The 16,692-nt window shown below is 68.6% G+C and carries 17 protein-coding genes; 11 read left to right on the top strand and 6 right to left on the bottom strand.

The genetic code is table 11. The features are described 5' to 3' along the window. Nucleotides 1-43 precede the first annotated feature (43 nt). Entirely contained in the window at nt 44-859 is an 816-nt protein-coding gene (locus ISN38_RS01865) for a glycine zipper 2TM domain-containing protein (protein ID WP_003467947.1), read from the bottom strand. 173 nt (nt 860-1,032) lie between these two features. On the opposite strand from ISN38_RS01865, the gene ISN38_RS01870 reads away from it, so the two are divergent. Next, nucleotides 1,033-1,272 (top strand): DUF6116 family protein, encoded by a 240-nt coding sequence (locus ISN38_RS01870; protein ID WP_003467945.1) that lies wholly within the window; start codon nt 1,033-1,035, stop codon nt 1,270-1,272. Nucleotides 1,273-1,278: 6 nt separating this feature from the next. Further along, the gene (locus tag ISN38_RS01875) at nt 1,279-2,064 is read left to right on the top strand and encodes a TatD family hydrolase (protein WP_003467943.1); all 786 of its coding nucleotides are present in this window, start codon (nt 1,279-1,281) and stop codon (nt 2,062-2,064) included. Nucleotides 2,065-2,248: 184 nt separating this feature from the next. Here the strand turns inward: ISN38_RS01875 and ISN38_RS01880 are convergent, their stop codons facing one another. Continuing rightward, nucleotides 2,249-3,103, bottom strand: coding sequence for a tRNA threonylcarbamoyladenosine dehydratase (locus ISN38_RS01880; protein ID WP_003467941.1), 855 nt, complete (start codon nt 3,101-3,103; stop codon nt 2,249-2,251). 95 nt (nt 3,104-3,198) lie between these two features. On the opposite strand from ISN38_RS01880, the gene ISN38_RS01885 reads away from it, so the two are divergent. Together ISN38_RS01885 and ISN38_RS01890 are read left to right on the top strand one after the other, a co-directional pair. Continuing rightward, nucleotides 3,199-3,630, top strand: a complete 432-nt coding sequence (locus ISN38_RS01885; protein ID WP_003467939.1) for a hypothetical protein — start codon at nt 3,199-3,201, stop codon at nt 3,628-3,630. 152 nt (nt 3,631-3,782) lie between these two features. Next, on the top strand, nt 3,783-4,259 hold the full coding sequence (locus ISN38_RS01890; RefSeq protein ID WP_003467937.1) for a glycine zipper 2TM domain-containing protein: 477 nt from the start codon (nt 3,783-3,785) through the stop codon (nt 4,257-4,259). Nucleotides 4,260-4,358: 99 nt separating this feature from the next. On the opposite strand, the gene ISN38_RS01895 is transcribed toward ISN38_RS01890, so the two are convergent. Then, on the bottom strand, nt 4,359-4,574 hold the full coding sequence (locus tag ISN38_RS01895) for a cold-shock protein (RefSeq protein ID WP_003467936.1): 216 nt from the start codon (nt 4,572-4,574) through the stop codon (nt 4,359-4,361). Between the two features lie 258 nt (nt 4,575-4,832). Here ISN38_RS01895 and ISN38_RS01900 point away from each other — a divergent pair, with 258 nt between their 5' ends. Further along, complete coding sequence (locus ISN38_RS01900) at nt 4,833-5,294, top strand: DUF456 domain-containing protein (protein WP_222936988.1); 462 nt, start codon at nt 4,833-4,835, stop codon at nt 5,292-5,294. A 118-nt stretch (nt 5,295-5,412) separates the two neighbouring features. Further along, on the top strand, nt 5,413-6,564 hold the full coding sequence (locus ISN38_RS01905; protein WP_003467932.1) for a phospholipase A: 1,152 nt from the start codon (nt 5,413-5,415) through the stop codon (nt 6,562-6,564). 168 nt (nt 6,565-6,732) lie between these two features. On the opposite strand, the gene ISN38_RS01910 is transcribed toward ISN38_RS01905, so the two are convergent. The 3 genes from ISN38_RS01910 to ISN38_RS01920 form a co-directional block, all read right to left on the bottom strand. Continuing rightward, complete coding sequence (locus tag ISN38_RS01910; protein ID WP_003467930.1) at nt 6,733-8,787, bottom strand: TonB-dependent copper receptor; 2,055 nt, start codon at nt 8,785-8,787, stop codon at nt 6,733-6,735. Between the two features lie 35 nt (nt 8,788-8,822). After that, the gene (locus ISN38_RS01915; RefSeq protein WP_038237428.1) at nt 8,823-9,227 is read right to left on the bottom strand and encodes a DUF2946 family protein; all 405 of its coding nucleotides are present in this window, start codon (nt 9,225-9,227) and stop codon (nt 8,823-8,825) included. A 647-nt stretch (nt 9,228-9,874) separates the two neighbouring features. Continuing rightward, complete coding sequence (locus ISN38_RS01920) at nt 9,875-11,395, bottom strand: fumarate hydratase (protein WP_003467927.1); 1,521 nt, start codon at nt 11,393-11,395, stop codon at nt 9,875-9,877. A gap of 101 nt (nt 11,396-11,496) precedes the next feature. Here ISN38_RS01920 and sigJ point away from each other — a divergent pair, with 101 nt between their 5' ends. The 5 genes from sigJ (at nt 11,497) to ISN38_RS01945 (ending at nt 16,632) form a co-directional block, all read left to right on the top strand. Further along, a complete protein-coding gene (sigJ, locus tag ISN38_RS01925; protein ID WP_047324831.1) occupies nt 11,497-12,378 on the top strand; it encodes an RNA polymerase sigma factor SigJ in 882 nt (293 codons plus the stop codon). 97 nt (nt 12,379-12,475) lie between these two features. Next, the gene (locus ISN38_RS01930; RefSeq protein WP_047324830.1) at nt 12,476-12,916 is read left to right on the top strand and encodes a carboxymuconolactone decarboxylase family protein; all 441 of its coding nucleotides are present in this window, start codon (nt 12,476-12,478) and stop codon (nt 12,914-12,916) included. 155 nt (nt 12,917-13,071) lie between these two features. Continuing rightward, entirely contained in the window at nt 13,072-13,977 is a 906-nt protein-coding gene (locus ISN38_RS01935) for a dimethylarginine dimethylaminohydrolase family protein (RefSeq protein WP_047324829.1), read from the top strand. 352 nt (nt 13,978-14,329) lie between these two features. Then, a complete protein-coding gene (locus tag ISN38_RS01940; protein WP_058364187.1) occupies nt 14,330-16,213 on the top strand; it encodes an ABC transporter ATP-binding protein in 1,884 nt (627 codons plus the stop codon). A gap of 26 nt (nt 16,214-16,239) precedes the next feature. Beyond that, on the top strand, nt 16,240-16,632 hold the full coding sequence (locus ISN38_RS01945; RefSeq protein ID WP_003467918.1) for a hypothetical protein: 393 nt from the start codon (nt 16,240-16,242) through the stop codon (nt 16,630-16,632). The last annotated feature ends 60 nt before the right edge of the window (nt 16,633-16,692 follow it).

Here is a 16,692-nt window from a genome sequence, read left to right on the forward strand (position 1 = left end):
GCTGCGGCCGGCCTCGCTCACCACGCTACTGGCGTACGCCGCTTCAGCGCTGGCTGACCACGTCGCTGGCCGAGGCGGTCTGTGTGACCAGGCGCCCGTCGAGCACCGGCAGGCGGTCGCTGTTCGGCCTGTCGTCCATGCGCACGGTCTTCTCCTGGCCGTCGTAGCGGTAGGTGACCTCGTAGCCCTTGACCACGTCGTCCCTGCCCAGCGCGATGCGGCTGCCCGGCTTGCTGTCGGTGCGCATGGTGCCGGTGCTGCCATCGTCGTTGCGGTAGGTCACGTTGTAGCCGGTGATCCGCGACGACTCGGCGGTACTGTTCTCGGTGTGGCACTTGCGCTCGGTACGGTCGACCACGCGGCCGCCGACGTGGTTGCGGTCGACCTCGTTGCCGATGAAGCCGCCGGCCACCGCGCCGGCCGCGGTGGCCGCCTTGCGGCCATTGCCGTGGCCGACCTGGTTGCCGAGCAGGCCGCCAACCAGCGCACCGACCACGGTGCCGCCGACGTTGCCGTCACGCTCGGGCAGGCGCTCCTGCACCACCACGTCGTTGCACACTTGCCGCGGGGTGGTGGTGCTGGAGGTCTCGCGCAGCGGCTCGGTGCCGATCACCTCGGCGTAGCGCTGCTCCTGTTGAGTGATCGGATCGACCCGGACCACGTCGGCGTATTCCAGCTTGCCGCCGACGCCGTTGCTGGCGGCCGCGTCGCCGCTCGGGCTATTGTCCAGGGCCGGACGCACGTCGCCATTGCCGACGAATTCCTGCTTGTCGCGGTTGTTCATGAAGGCCGCGGTGGCCACACCGCCGACCAGCAATGCGCCAGCCGCGACCAGAATGGTTGTCGTATTGCTTTTCATCGTTGCTCTCCTGCGGTCTGGCCGCGTTGTCTACGATGCTGTGATTACCATGCCGAAGCTGAACCAATCCGCTCCCTATTCAGTAAAAATCCGCAGCGTGCTCTGGTGACACGCCTGGAAAGCAGCCATATCAAGAGTGTTAGCGTTTTCATCACTTCGCCGGAGGACCGTCCATGCCCAACCCGATCACGCTGCCTTTGCTGCGCTGGGCCGGCAAATTGCGCTACCCGACACTGTTCAAACTCACCGCCGGCCTGTTCGTGCTGAGCGTGCTGCTGCCCGACCCACTGCCCTTCATCGACGAGATCGTGTTCGGCCTGGGCACCTTGTTGCTGGCCAACTGGAAGACGCGCACGCCTGCGCCTGCCGAAGCGGAGCACATCGCGTCCAGCGCGCGGCGCGTGCGCCGCTGAGGCCCGATGCGGCTGATCGATAGCCACTGCCATCTGGACGCCGCCGAGTTCGACGGCGACCGCGCCGCGGTGATCGCGCGCGCGCAGGCCGCCGGCATCGCCGCGCAGGTGCTGCCGGCGGTGACGGCGGCGTCCTGGCCGAAGCTGCGCGAGGTCTGCACGATGGCCGACGGCCTGTCTCCGGCCTATGGCCTGCATCCGCTCTTCCTGGATGAGCACCACCCCGAGCATCTGCCTTTGCTCGGCGAGTGGATCGCACGCGAGCGCCCGTGCGCGATCGGCGAATGCGGGCTGGATTTGTTCGTCGAAGGACTGGATGAAGCCGAACAGCAACGCTACTTCCTCGGCCAGCTGCAGCTGGCGCGCGAGTTCGACCTGCCGCTGATCGTGCATGCGCGGCGCGCGGTGGACGCGGTGATCCTGGCGATCCGCAAGGTCGGGCGCCTGCGCGGCGTGGTGCACAGCTTTGCCGGCAGCACCGAGCAGGCGCAGCAGTTGCACAAGCTGGATTTCCTGATCGGCCTCGGCGGCCCGGTCACCTACGAACGCGCGCAGCGGCTGCGCCGGCTGGCGGCCGAATTGCCGCTGCAGCAACTGCTGCTGGAAACCGACGCCCCGGATCAGCCCGACGCGTTAATCCGCGGCCAACGCAACGAGCCGGCGCGGCTGCGCACGGTGCTGGACACCATCGCCATGCTGCGTGGCCAGCCCGCTGCGGAGATCGCCGAACAGACCACGCGCAACGCGCAGCAGTTGTTCGGCCTGCAGACGCCGGCTGCACAGCCTGCCTGACCCAAACCTGGTGGTTCGCGGCAGGTGCTGGCACGTCGGGTGCGTTGCCGTCTGTGGCAGCGCCCGCCGGTGGCCTCGGGCCATCCGTTGCGGCTGCACTCACGGTAACGCCCGTCGCGACTGAAGTCGCTCCCACAGTGGTTAAACAAGCGCGAACGCGTTGATTTCTGCAACGCACTTGGCCTCAGAGCGCATCGATTCTCGCCGCGTCGTCCGCCTGCACTGCGGCCGTTGCCACGCTCGCCTGCTCCCGCCTGGGCTTCAACAGCATCTCCAACGCCTTGCCGGCCGCGGCGAACGCGAACGCGCCGGTGATGTGGGTGGCCGCGCCCAGCCCGGCGCCGCAGTCCAGATTCAGTGCCGCATCGGGCCCCAGCGGCGGGCGCAGTCCGCAGACGCTGCCGTCGGCCTGCGGATAGCGCACGTTCTCCAGCGAGTATACCGCCGGCACGCCGAAGTAGCGCTGCGGGTTCTTGGGGAAATGGAATTCGCCACGCAGCTTCTTGCGGATCAGCGCCAGCATCGCGTCGTGCTCGGTGCGCGACACGTCGCGGATGCGCACCAGGGTCGGGTCGGTGCGCCCGCCGGCCGAGCCCACGGTCAGCAACGGCAGCTTGCGCCGGCGGCACCAGGCGATGGCCTCGACCTTGACCCGGAAGCTGTCGCAGGCGTCGATGACCAGGTCCAAGCCGCCGCCGAGCAGCTCGGCGATATTGGTCGGGGTCAGGAACGCCTCGACCGCGCTCACCGCGATCGCCGGATTGATCGCCACGCAGCGCTCGGCCATCGCCCGCGCCTTGTTGCGCCCGTACTGGCCTTGCAGCGCCGGCAACTGGCGGTTGGTGTTGGACACGCAGATGTCGTCGGCATCGATCAGGGTCAGATGGCCGACCGCCGACCGCGCCAAGGCCTCCACCACCCACGAGCCGACACCGCCCATACCCACCACCGCCACGCGGCATTGCGCCAAGCGCTCGATGGTCCCGCGCCCGTACAGCCGGTCGATGCCGGCGAAGCGCTCACGCAGTTGTTCGTTCATGCGCGCAGTTTATTTCATCGGCGACGCGGCGGCGGCGCCACGCAATCCCGGCGACGGGCGTACTATCGCGCTTTCGTCCTGCACGCCCGCCCGCCATGGCCAGCCCGCACGCCCCCGCTTCCAGCGCCTCGCGCTACCTGTTCGTGCTGCTCGCCGGCCTGCTGATCGGCCTGGTCGCGACGGTGATGGCGATGCGCGCATTGCAGGCGCGCCAGGATCCGTTCCCGCGCAGTCTGATGCAGGTGATGGACAAGCAACTGGCCCTGCTGCAACGCAGCCATGCCCAGAACCGCTGTAGCGCCGCCGACTTGCAAGCGCGGGTGCAGACGCTGCGCCTGCTCGGGAACGATCTGGAAACCGCGTTCCCCGGACTGGGCGACGACAGCCGCTTCCAGCAGCACGCCCGCACGCTGCGGGCCACCCTGGATGCGGCGCAGGCCACGCTACCGGCCAGCTGCGCCGCGCTCGACCAGCTCACCCATCGCCTCGACGACGGCTGCGCCGCCTGCCACCGCGATTTCCGCTGACCCGCGATCGCTCATGTCGATGAATTGCCCCTGACGCTGCAGCGCGTCAGCGCCGCACCCGCGTCTCGATTGGCGTTGCATTCACACACTGACGGACAGGATGCGTGCAAACGCGGATCTGCCGCGATCACCGTTCGTCGAGGAGAGCACATATGAAGATTCATCTACTGGCCACTGGCGCCGTCGCCGTTCTGGCATTGGCCGGCTGCGCCACATCCCCCGGCTATGGCGGTGGTGGTGGCGGCTATAGCCAGCCGTCGCGCGGCTATTCGGACAATCGCTGTGCGGACTGCGGCATCGTCACCCGCATCGATACCGTGGGTTCCGGCCGCACCGCGCCCACCGGCACCGGCGCGGTCCTGGGCGGCATCGTCGGCGCGATCGCCGGCCATGAGGTCTCCGACCATACCGGCGGCAGCAAGGGCAACCAGAACGTGTCGGCCGTGGCCGGCGCGGCGGCCGGCGCCCTGGCCGGCAACCAGATTCAGAACAACGTCACCAGCGACAGCTACGACGTGCACGTGCAGATGGACGATGGCCGGGTAATCGTGCTCAACCAGCGCGACCTGGCCGGGATCCGCGAAAACACCTATGTGCGCGTGGTCAACGGCCGCGTGGTGCCGCGCTAAGCACTGGCACGGCCCGCCGCAACGCAAAAAGGCCCGCGACTGCGGGCCTTTTTGCTGCGCGCGCCGGTTGCGCATGCGCTCGGCGTGCGCGCGCCGCGGTCAGACCGGCTGCACCGCATCGGCCTGCAGGCCCTTCTGGCCCTGCACCACGGTGAAGCTGACCCTCTGCCCTTCCTTCAGGCTCTTGAAGCCCTGGGTCTGGATGGCGCGGAAGTGCACGAACACGTCCTCGCCGTTCTCGCGGCTGATGAAACCGAAACCCTTGGCATCGTTGAACCACTTCACGGTGCCGTTTTCGCGATTGCCGTCAGTCATGGACTTACTCCTTGAAACAGTCTCAGAGGTGGGTACGCCGGGGGTTCGGCGGCTGGTTGCAAGGAGGAAGCGAGGTATAACGCTGTAGCGACGCACTGGATCTACCGCATCGGGCCACGATTCACGGTGACCTTTGCAAACGCAGCGGCTGAAAACTTACCGCGGCGAAAATGAAAATGCAATCCGCAAAACCACCCTCTCTGTCAAGCCCAAAATCGCCCCGGAGCAAACTGCGTGGATCCTACGTTCATCTACTACATGGTCGCCGGGCTGCTGGTCTTGCTAGGCCTGGCCGGGGTGGTGCTGCCGGCGCTGCCGGGCATGCCGCTGCTGTTCGCCGGGCTGCTGCTGGCGGCCTGGGCCGACGGTTTCCAGCGGGTGGGCTGGGTGATGCTGACGCTGCTCGGGGTGCTGACGCTGCTGTCGTTCCTGGTCGATTTCCTGGCCACCGTGTTCGGCGCCAAGCGCGTCGGCGCCAGCCGCAAGGCGCTATGGGGCTCGGTGCTGGGCAGCGTGGCGGGCCTGTTCTTCATGCCGATCGGCCTGTTCGTCGGCCCCTTCGTCGGCGCGCTGGCCGGCGAGTACTGGCATGGCCGGCAGCTGCAGCAGGCGACCAGGGTCGGCCTCGGCACCTGGCTGGGCATCGTGCTGGGCACCGCCGCCAAACTGGCCCTGGCGCTGGCGATGGTCGGCCTGTTCGCGGCGGCCTGGCTGTTCTGAGTCGTGGCGAAATGAACGTGTGATGACCCCGTTATAGCGGCTGCTGTATTTTCGCAGCCGGCTATTCACATCGGCAGCGCACTCCCCGCCCGCGCCGCCCATTTTCGAGAGAACCTGCATGATCCATCGCCCGGCCCGTCCCCTGTTGCTGCTGTCCTTCGCGGCAATGCCGCTGGCCCACGCCCAGGAAGTGAAACCCACCCCTGCCTCGCCCGAAGCCTGCGTCGCGATCACCAGCAACGCCGCGCGCCTGTCCTGCTACGACCAAGCATTGTCGCGCCGGGTCGCCGATCCGCAGGCCGCCGATGCGGCGGCGAAGATGGCCAGCCAGAACCAGAAGCAACAGCTGGATGCCGCGGTCCCGCAGGACGCCGGCCTGGCCGAGCGCACCCGCCAGCGCACCGCCACGCTGTTCAAGAACGACCTCTACGACGCCACCATCGCCAACGCCGGCAAGGGCTCGCTGCTGGACAGCCGCTGGGAGCTGGCCAAGGACTCCAAGCTGGGGACCTTCCAACTGCGCGCCTACAAGCCGGTGTACCTGCTGCCGGCGTTCTGGACCAGCAAGAAGAACGAGACGCCGTCCTCGCCGAACCCGAACGACACGGTGACCAGCCCCGAGTCGCTGGACAGCATCGAAGCCAAGTTCCAGCTCAGCTTCAAGACCAAGATCGTGGAGAACATCTTCGGCGACAACGGCGACCTGTGGGGCGCCTATACCCAGAGCTCGCGCTGGCAGGTCTACAACAGCGAGCAGTCGCGGCCGTTCCGCGAGACCAACTACGAGCCGGAACTGGCGCTGGTGTTCCGCAACAACTACAGCCTGTTCGGCTGGAAGGGGCGGATGACCGGGATCCAGCTCACCCACCAATCCAACGGCCGCAGCGATCCGTTCTCGCGCAGCTGGAACCGGGCGATCCTCAGCGTCGGCCTGGACCGCGAGAACTGGGCGCTGGTGCTGCGCCCGTGGTACCGGATCCCGGAGAACGAACGCCAGGACAACAACCCGGACATCGAGGACTACATGGGCCGCGGCGACGCCACCCTGACCTACAACCGCGGCGGCCACGAGATCTCGCTGATGGCGCGGCATTCGCTACGCAGCGGCGACCGCTCGCACGGCGCGCTGCAGCTGGACTGGGGCTTCCCGATCAGCAACCTGCTGCGCGGTCATGTTCAGGTGTTCGACGGTTACGGCGAGAGCATGATCGACTACAACCACCGCGCCACCTATGTGGGCCTGGGCGTGTCGCTGCTGGAGTGGTACTGAGCCTGCGGCACGCCTGAAACGCATGCGGCGTCCGCCTGGCGTGCGGATGCCGCATGCGCTGGGCGAACCATCGCCTGCGTCGAGCGCCCCCGTGCAGAGCTAGTCACTGCACGGCGCACTGGTGACCGACCACGAGATCCAAACGCGCGACGCGTCCGCCGCGCGCGCTCAGAACCGATAGTTTCCCTTCAGCCACAGGTTCCGGCCGGGTTCGGCGATCCGTACCGGGTCGGCCGGGAAGCCGAAATCGGCGCTGCCGGCCAGGTTGAGGTGCTCGCTGTAGCGCCGGTCGAAGACGTTGTCGACGCCGGCACTCAGGCGCAGCGCCTCGCTGACGCGGTAGCCGCCGCTCAGCCCCAATGTGGCGAAGCCGGCGCTGCGGCCAAGGTCGCGGCCAACTACGTTGCCCTGGTCCGGCGCCACCCTCCCCTGTCGCGCGACCGCCCGCAACAGTAGCCCGGCCGACCAACGCTGGCCTTCCCACTCCGCCCGCAGCCGCGACTCCAGCGGCGGCATCTGCGGCAACGGCGTGCCGTCGCTGCGGTTTTCGCCCCAGGCATAGGCCAGCGTGCCGCCGAGGGTCAGGCCCTGCAGCGGCTGCCAATCCAATCCAGCCTCGGCGCCGGCGATGCGCGCATCGACGTTGTCGACGCGGGTGGTGGTGCCCATCCTGCTGCTGTCGGCATAGGTGAACAGGATGAGGTCCTGCACCCGCCCGGCATAGGCCGAGACCCAGCCCTGCAGCGTGGCGCCGCGGTACTGCAGGCCGACGTCCAGTTGGGTGGTGCGCTCCGGGCGAACACCGGCGAAGGCATTGGCCGCGCCCATCGGGCCCATGTCGGCGGAGAACAGTTCCCAGTAGTCGGGCATGCGCGCGCTGTGGCCCAGGCCCGCGTACCAAACGGTGTTGGCGGACAGATCGCGCTCCACGCGCACGAAGCCGCTACCCAGGTGCTCGCGGCGGGTCTGCCCGGCGGTGGGATTGGGCATGCCCATCATGCCGATGCTGCTGCGGTTGTCCTCGGCCTGCGCGCGATCCAGGCGCAGGCCGGTGATCCAGCGCTGTGCGGTATCCGCGCCGAAGGTGGCTTCGGCGAAGGCGCCGAAGTTGTCGAAATGCGCATCGATGCGCCACGGCAACGTTCGGTACACGCCCTCGCCGCTGGCGCTGCGATCGCGATGGCGGCTGCGCTGGGTATCCACACCCGCCTGGACCGCGATCCGGTCCCAACGCCATTCCGCCTCCACCCGCCCGCCGCTGGTGCGCCGGTCCACGTTGGAGGCCATCGGCATCGGCATCGCCGACTGCGGATTGGGCCGGCGCAGCGTGTAGTTGTCCATGACATGGTCGGCGTCGTTGAGGTAGACGTTGGCGCGCAGCGCCTCCCAGGCGCCGGGCAGATCGGTGCGCTCGAATCGCGCGGCATAGCTGCGGCGGCGGAACTGGCTGCCGTCCATGCCGCGCCCTGCATAGCGGGCCAGACCGTCGCCGGTGCCGGCGGAGAATTCCAGCACCGTGTCCGGGTCCAGGGTCCAGCCGAGCGCGGCATCGGCATTCCACTTGCGCCAGCGCGACGGCACCACCGCCCCATCGCCGTCGCGGTAGTCGTCGGACTCGGAGCGGTTGGCGTCCAGTCGCGCGTAGCCGCCGCGGCTACCGCCGCGCAGATCCAGGTTCTGGTCGTTGCGGTTCCAGGAGCCGACCAGCGCGCTGGCCTCGCCTTCCAGGGTCGGCATGGCGTAATGCGGAGTATCGCGCTCGAAGCGCACGGTGCCTGCGGACGCGCCCGGCCCCCAGCGCACCGTCTGCGGACCCTTGACGATGGTGAGCCGGTCGAAGGTTTCCGGCGCGATGTAGGACAAGGCGTTGTCCATGCGCGCCGGACATGCGCCGACCAGGGCGCCATCGTTGCTGAGCACGTTGAGCCGCGAGCCGAACATGCCGCGCAGCACTGGATCGCCGTTGGTGCCGCCGTTGCGGATCGCGGCGAAGCCGGGCACGGTTTTCAGATAGTCGGCACCGTCGCTGGCCGGCACCGGCTGCCGCGGCAGCTTCGGATCGACCGTCCAGGTCAGTGGCGCGACGGGCGCAGTGGCGGTCACGACCATCCGGTCGAGGGTGATGGCATCGGATGCCTCGGCGCGGCCGAAGGCGGGAAACAGGCTGGCGAGGACGCAGCACGACAACGCCGCCCGCGTGGGCGACGGCAGCAACTGGGACATGGATCGGACTCCAGAAAAGAACGATGCCGGCGCGCCTAACGTGCCGGAAACAGGAGAGCGTTCTGGAGGACTGACGGTGGCCCGCGCGCGCAGTGGGCACGCCAGGGCACGCTGGCATGGACGCGGTGGCGCAGCGGCGTCGCCGCCGCCGGCACCGGCAACGTGGCGGCCAACAGCAGGACGATCGCCAGCCCCGGCAGAAGGCGCGCGGCGAGCAGGCAGTAGTCGCAAGCCGCATGCGCCGGGCCATGGTCGCGCTGCGCGTCCGACGCGTCTCCGTGCGCGGTGTGCGCGGCACTATGAAGCGACGGCGAGTCCAGTGCCGCCTGCAACCCGGCCGAGGTGCACAGCGGCACCCACAGCGCCTCGGCCTCAAGCAGACGGCTGGCCACCGGCGCGACCACCAGCAACAGCGTGGCCAGCAAGGCGGGCCAGCGCATCAGGCTGCGCAGTCGGGTTGGATGGCGGAAGGTGGACACCGCTCTATTCTAGTGGCACTGCCGGTCGCGGCCGGGGTGCGGCCGCGGGTGCGGGTGCGACAACGTGACGCAGCAAGCGCGCGCGCCCAGCGTCGGCCTTCCCACCGCAGGCAGCCGCGACTCCAGCGACGGCACCTGCGGCAAAACGGCGCGCGGTCGCTGCGGTTCTCGCCTCAAGCGTAAGCGAGGTGCCGCAGATCGACTGATTGCATCCAGGGAAGTGACTTGCCGAGGAACTGGCGAGCCTGACCTTCCATGCACGATCATCCGGCAAGTCGTCGCGGTGGCTCGCGCGACGTCCCCGCCGTATGAAGAACAACCTTACCGCCCGAGCGCTTCGGCACGGACCTACGGCCTGGCCGCGCTCGTCGCAGGACTGCTGCTGACGCCGCTGTCCTATGTGGCGATCGGCATGCTTGGCGAATTCTCCGCAGCGCTCGCCATCCTGTTCGTCCCGCCGTTGATCGTCTGCGAATGGCGACCGATTCGGTCAGCACCTGCCTGTCCAGGACCAGCGGAAGCCAGCGCCGATTATGGCCATGGCGCCGGCCCAAGGCCAGCGACCACGCGCGCACCGGCGACTGCGCCGGCGTGCGCCGCAAGGCCGATCAGGCCTCGACCACCACCGGAATCTTGCCGATGCGCGATTGCCATTCGCGCGGGCCGGTCTTGTGCACCGACTCGCCGCTGGAGTCCACCGCCACCGTGACCGGCATGTCCTTGACCTCGAATTCGTAGATCGCCTCCATGCCCAGGTCTTCGAACGCCAGCACGCGCGCGGCCTTGATCGCCTTGGACACCAGATAGGCTGAACCGCCGACCGCCATCAGGTACACCGCCTTGTTGTCGCGGATCGCATCGATCGCCGCGTCGCCGCGCTCGGACTTGCCGACCATGCCGAGCAGGCCGGTCTGTTCCAGCATCTGCCGGGTGAACTTGTCCATGCGCGTGGCGGTGGTCGGGCCGGCCGGACCCACCACTTCGTCGCGCACCGGATCGACCGGGCCGACGTAGTAGATGAAGCGGTTGCTGAAATCCACCGGCAGCGTCTCGCCGCGGTTGAGCATGTCGATCATGCGCTTGTGCGCGGCGTCGCGGCCGGTCAGCAGCTTGCCGTTGAGCAGCACCACCTCGCCCGGCTTGAAGCTGGCGACCTCTTCGCGGGTGATGCTATCCAGGTTCACCCGGCGCGCGTTGCTCGGGTTGTAAGTGAGCTTAGGCCAGTCTTCCAGCGACGGCGGCTCCAGCATCACCGGACCGCTGCCGTCCAGGGTGAAGTGCGCGTGGCGCGTGGCCGCGCAGTTCGGGATCAGCGCCACCGGCAGGTTGGCGGCGTGGGTCGGGTAGTCCTTGACCTTGATGTCCAGCACCGTGGTCAGGCCGCCCAGGCCCTGCGCGCCGATGCCCAGCGCGTTGACCTTTTCGTACAGTTCCAGGCGCAGTTCCTCGGCCCGGTTGGACGCGCCGCGCGCCTGCAGATCGACGATGTCGATCGGCTCCATCAGCGCTTCCTTGGCCAGCAGCATGGCCTTCTCGGCGGTGCCGCCGATGCCGATGCCGAGCATGCCCGGCGGGCACCAGCCGGCGCCCATGGTTGGCACGGTCTTGAGCACCCAGTCGACGATGGAATCGGACGGGTTGAGCATGGCGAACTTGCTCTTGGCTTCCGAGCCGCCGCCCTTGGCCGCGACGATCACTTCGACGTGCGCGCCCGGCACGATCTTGGTGTTGACCACCGCCGGGGTGTTGTCCTTGGTGTTGGCGCGCTTGCCGGCCGGATCGGCCAGCACGCTGGCGCGCAGCTTGTTGTCCGGATGGTTGTAGGCGCGGCGCACGCCCTCGTTGACCATGTCCTCCACGCCCATCGTGGCGTCGTCCCAGCGCACGTTCATGCCGATTTCCAGGAACACGGTGACGATGCCGGTGTCCTGGCAGATCGGGCGATGGCCCTCGGCGCACATGCGCGAGTTGATCAGGATCTGCGCGATCGCGTCCTTGGCCGCGGGCGACTGTTCGCGCTCGTAGGCGGCGGCCAGGTTCTTGATGTAATCGACCGGGTGGTAGTAGCTGATGTACTGCAGCGCGTCGGCGACGGACTGGATGAGGTCTTCCTGCTTGATCGAGGTCACGGCTGGCTCTACGGCTGGCGGGGGGAAACCCTGGCATTTTAGGGCAAAGTGAGCGCCTGGCCCGCTGTCACGCCGGCACCCGCTGTTCCGTCCTGGTCGCCATGAGCCCCGATCCCGCCTTCGAATCCCAACGCCCCCGGCTGTTCGGCCTGGCCTATCGCCTGCTCGGCAGCCGCAGCGACACCGAGGACGTGCTGCAGGACGCCTGGCTGCGCTGGCAGGCCAGCGACCGCGCCGCGATCCGCGATCCCGAGGCCTGGCTGGTGACTACCACCACCCGGCTCGGGCTGGACCGGTTGCGCGCGGTACGCAGCGCCCGCGTCCACTACACCGGGCCGTGGTTGCCCGAGCCGCTGGAGATCGCCGAGGACACCGATCCGGCCGCGCGCCACGTGCGCGCCGAGCAGGTGTCGGTGGCGTTCCTGGCGCTGCTGGAACGGCTGGGTCCGGACGAGCGCGCCGCGTTCCTGCTGAAGGAGGCGTTCGACTACGACTACGCGCAGATCGGCCAGTTGCTCGGGCATGCCGAAGCCAACTGCCGGCAGCTGGTGCATCGCGCGCGCGAACGGCTCAAGGCAGGCCGGCCGCGCTTCGCGGTGGCGCCGGAACGCCACCGGCAGCTGCTCGAACACTTCATGCATGCCTCGCAGCAAGGCGACCGCGGCGCGATCATGGCTCTGCTCGACGCCAACGCGCGGATGCGCTCCGACGGCGGCGGCAAGGTCACCGCCACGCTGCGCCCGCTGCTCGGCGCCGAGCGTATCGCCATGCTGTATTGGGCGGTGGCGCGGCGCGGCCTGGGCCTGCAGGCGCGGATCGGCACGGTCAACGGCGAACCGGCGATCCTGCGCTTCATCGGCACGCGACTGCATTCGGCGGTGCTGGTGGTGATCGACGGCGAGCGCATCGTCGAAGTGCTGACCCTGATGAATCCGGACAAGCTGCCGGCGCTGGCCGGCGCGGACGCTGCCGCGAGCGGCTGACGCGAACGCCTGATCTGCGACGGCACTGTCACGCCGCCGCGCGCTGCCGCGTCCTTGCTGCGAAGACGGCCATTGCGGCCATCATGGAGCAGGACACATGTACTTCCATCGCGTCGACTACACCCGCCACGAACCCGCCGCCTTCCGCGCCCTGCTGAGCGCCAGCCAGCAGGTGCACGAAGGCGTGCTCGGCCACGAACTGGCCGAACTGGTGTTCCTGCGCGTCTCCCAGCTCAACGGCTGCGCCTATTGCATCGACATGCACGCCACCGCGCTGCGCAAGGCCGGCATCGAACCGCGCAAGCTCGACACCCTCGCCGGCTGGCGCGAGAGCCGTTTCTTCGATCCCCGCGAACGGCTGGCGCTGGCCTGGGCCGAGGCGCTCACCACGCTGCCCTCCGGCGCGCCGCCGCAGGACGCCTACGACGCCCTGTCGGCGCACTTCGACGAGCACGGCATCAGCGCGCTCACCATGGCCATCGCCGTCATCAATGCCTGGAACCGGCTTGGCGTAGGCCTGCAACCGGCAATGCCGTAAGCGGCGCAGCGGCTTATGCCGTTACGCCACCCGCCTCTCAATCCCCAATCGCCGCTTTCAACAGCTCAATGGCGGGTCCTCCCGGCTTGCGTGACCGCAAACCGCAACACGACACCGCTAGCGTTTGCGCATCACCAACGCAGAGTGAGGCGTGCATGAGCGAGAAATTCCTGGCGGGTGGCGCGGCCGCGAACGACACCGACCTAGCGCTCGCCGAGCCGGAAATGCAGGCGTCCATCACTGCGCACGCAGGCCACCGCCTGCTGATGTGCGCGCCGCAGCACTTCGCCGTGGACTACGTGATCAACCCCTGGATGGAAGGCAACGTCCACGCCGCCAGCCGCGAGCGCGCCCAGGCGCAGTGGGATGCGTTGGTCGCGGCGGCCGAGGTGGCCGGCGCCCGGGTCGAGCGGATCGCCCCGGCCGCCGGGCTGCCGGACATGGTGTTCAGCGCCAACGCCGGCCTGGTGCTCGGCAACCGCTTCGTGCCCAGCCGCTTCCGCCATGCCGAGCGACGCGGCGAAGAAGCGCTGTTCGCCGACTGGTGCCGCCGCGCCGGCTTCCGCATCCGCGCGCTGCCCGAGGACGTGCGCTTCGAGGGCGCCGGCGACGCACTGCTGGAGCGCGGCGCACGCCGGCTGTGGATGGGCCACGGCCATCGCAGCGACCTGGTCGCCGCGCATGAACTGGCCGACTTGCTGGACATCGAGGTGATGCCGCTGCGCCTGGTCGATCCGCGCTTCTATCATCTGGACACCTGCTTCTGCCCGCTGCGCGACGGCTACCTGCTGTACTATCCGGCCGCCTTCGATGACGACGCCCAGCAGGCCATCGCCCGCCGCATTCCGCAGGCGCAGCGCATCGCGGTGAGCGAAGCCGACGCCCTCGCCTTCGCCTGCAACGCGGTGGACCTGGACCAGCACCTGCTGCTCAACCGCGCCTCGCCCGAGCTGTGCGCGGCTTTGGCCAAGATCGGCTACCGCGTGGTGCAGACCGCGCTGGACGAATTCCTCAAGGCCGGCGGCGCGGCCAAGTGTCTGACCCTGCGCCTGGACGAGTGAGACTGCAGCCCGAACTTTTTCCGGTGGGAACGGCGCCGATTGGCCTGGGGCTATCGGTCGCGACTCGGACACGGTCGGCGAGGCCCGTCGCGACTGAAGTGGCTCCCACAAAATAAGCCGGTAGCCGACCAACCAAGGCTTCGGCGATGGCCGGCGTTGCCCCGGATGCCGCCGTCCAGCGTCCGGCCTGTCAGCGTTTCTGTGGGAGCGACTTCGCGACGGCCTTACCGACCAAGCCCAATTCAGCGCATGCAGGAAGTTGCAGTGCTGGACAGGTCTTCACGCTTGCACCGATCGTGAGTCCTGCGCGCCAACACTCCCCGCGCACACCCGGCCCCGGCACAATGCGCAGATGGCCTCCCCTGCTTCTGTCCATGGCGCGCCGCGCCCTTCTCCCCGCACCGGTCCCAGCCTGCGCGAGCGCTTCGATGCGATGCGCAACCTGCCGCCGTTCCTGCGCCAGATCTGGCGGACCAGCCGCTGGCTGACCCTGACCAGCATCGGCCTGCGCATGCTGCGCGCGCTGATCCCGGTGGCCTCGCTGTACATCGGCAAGCTGATCATCGACGAGGCGATCCACCTGGTCGGGCAGTCGCCCGGCTTCACCTCGTTCGGCGAGGCGCTGGCCAGCGGGCGGCTGTCCCGGCTGCTGGAACTGCTGGCGCTGGAACTGGCGCTGGCGATCGGCTCGGACCTGCTCGGGCGGCTGGTCAGCTATGCCGACACGCTGCTGTCGGAACTGTTCAACAACGTCACCAGCGTGCAGTTGATGGAGCATGCCGCGCAGCTGGACCTGGAGGATTTCGAAGACCCCGAGCAACAGGACAAGCTCGACCGCGCGCGGCGCCAGACCATGGGCCGGATGAACCTGATGAGCCAGCTGTTCGGCCAGGTGCAGGACGCGATCACCGTGGTCAGCTTCGCGATCGGCCTGCTGGTCTATGCGCCATGGCTGATCCTGCTGCTGGCGCTGGCGCTGATCCCGGCGTTCGTCGGCGAGGCGCACTTCAACGCGCTGGGCTATTCGCTGAACTTCCAGTGGACCGCGGAGCGGCGCCAGCTCGACTACCTGCGCCAGGTCGGCGCCAGCGTCGAGACCGCCAAGGAAGTGAAGATCTTCAACCTGCACAGCTTCCTGATCGAGCGCTACCGCGCGCTGGCCGACCGCTTCTTCCAGGCCAACCGTGCGCTGGCGCGCAAGCGCATGCTGTGGGGCACGCTGCTGGCCGCGCTGGGCACGCTGGGCTATTACGCCGCCTATGGCTACATCGCCTGGCGCACGGTGCGCGGCGATTTCAGCATCGGCGACCTGACCTTCCTGGCCGGCAGCTTCCTGCGCCTGCGCCAGCTGCTGGAAGGGTTGCTGATCGGGTTTTCGCAGGTGGCCGGACAGGCGCTGTACCTGGACGACCTGTATTCGTTCTTCCGCATCGTGCCGGAGATCCGCACCCGCCCCGGCGCGGTGCCGGTGCCGCGGCCGATCGTGCGCGGCTTCGTGTTCGAGAACGTCGGCTTCCGCTATCCGGACGCCGAGCAATGGGCCGTACAGCACCTGGACTTCGAACTGCGCGCCGGCGAAGTGCTGGCGCTGGTCGGCGAGAACGGCGCCGGCAAGACCACCCTGGTCAAGCTGCTGGCGCGGCTGTACGACCCGGACGAGGGCCGCATCCTGCTCGACGGCCGCGACCTGCGCGACTACGACCTGGACGATCTGCGCGCCAACCTTGGGGTGATCTTCCAGGACTTCGTGCGCTACCACCTCAGCGCCGGCGAGAACATCGGCGTCGGCCGGGTCGATTCGATGGCCGATGCGGCGCGAATCCGCGCCGCCGCGCAGCGGGCGATGGCCAGCGAGCTGATCGAGGGCCTGCCGCACGGCTACGCGCAATTGATCGGACGCCGCTTCAAGACCGGCGTGGACCTGTCCGGCGGGCAATGGCAGAAGATCGCGATCGCGCGCGCCTACATGCGCGATGCGCAGCTGATGATCCTCGACGAGCCGACCGCGGCGCTGGACGCGCGCAGCGAGTTCGAGGTGTTCCAGCGCTTCAAGGAGCTGTCCGACAACCGCACCGCGGTGCTGATCTCGCACCGCTTCTCCAGCGTGCGCATGGCCGACCGCATCCTGGTCCTGGCCGGCGGCCAGATCGAGGCCAGCGGCACCCACGCCGAACTGATGGCGCAGGGCGGGCGCTACGCGGAGCTGTTCGAATTGCAGGCCGCTGGGTATCGTTGAGCTTCGCCTGTCCTTTGGATCCGCCAATGCTGCGACGCTTCCTGCCCTGCCTGCTTGCCGCCGTGGCGTTCCCCGCTGCCGCGGCCGACCCGCTTCCCGGCCCATCCGACTACGACGCCGCCAAGGCCCTGGCCGACCGCGACGAGGCCGCGCTGCCCGGCGCGCTGGCCGAGCGCCTGAAGGCGCTGCAACGCGCGGCGCTGGACGAGGGCGTGGCCAGCTGCGCCACGCCGCGCCCGGACACCTCGCCGTTCGTGGTCGTGGTCCAGCTGCAGGACGACGGCAGCGTCGGCGCCAGCTGGCGCAACGGCACCACGCCGCTGGCGCTGTGCCTGGAGCGCTTCCTGGGCAAGCGCCCGTTGCTGGTCCCGCCGCAGGCACCGCTGTACCTGTCCTATGAACTGTCGTTCGAGAAGTGACGTACGCCGGGATGCATCACCACAAATGAGATTCCCTCTCATTTGAGTTGACATGGGGTA

The sequence above is a fragment of the Xanthomonas translucens pv. undulosa genome, from assembly GCF_017301775.1.
Classification (GTDB): Bacteria; Pseudomonadota; Gammaproteobacteria; order Xanthomonadales; family Xanthomonadaceae; genus Xanthomonas_A; species Xanthomonas_A translucens.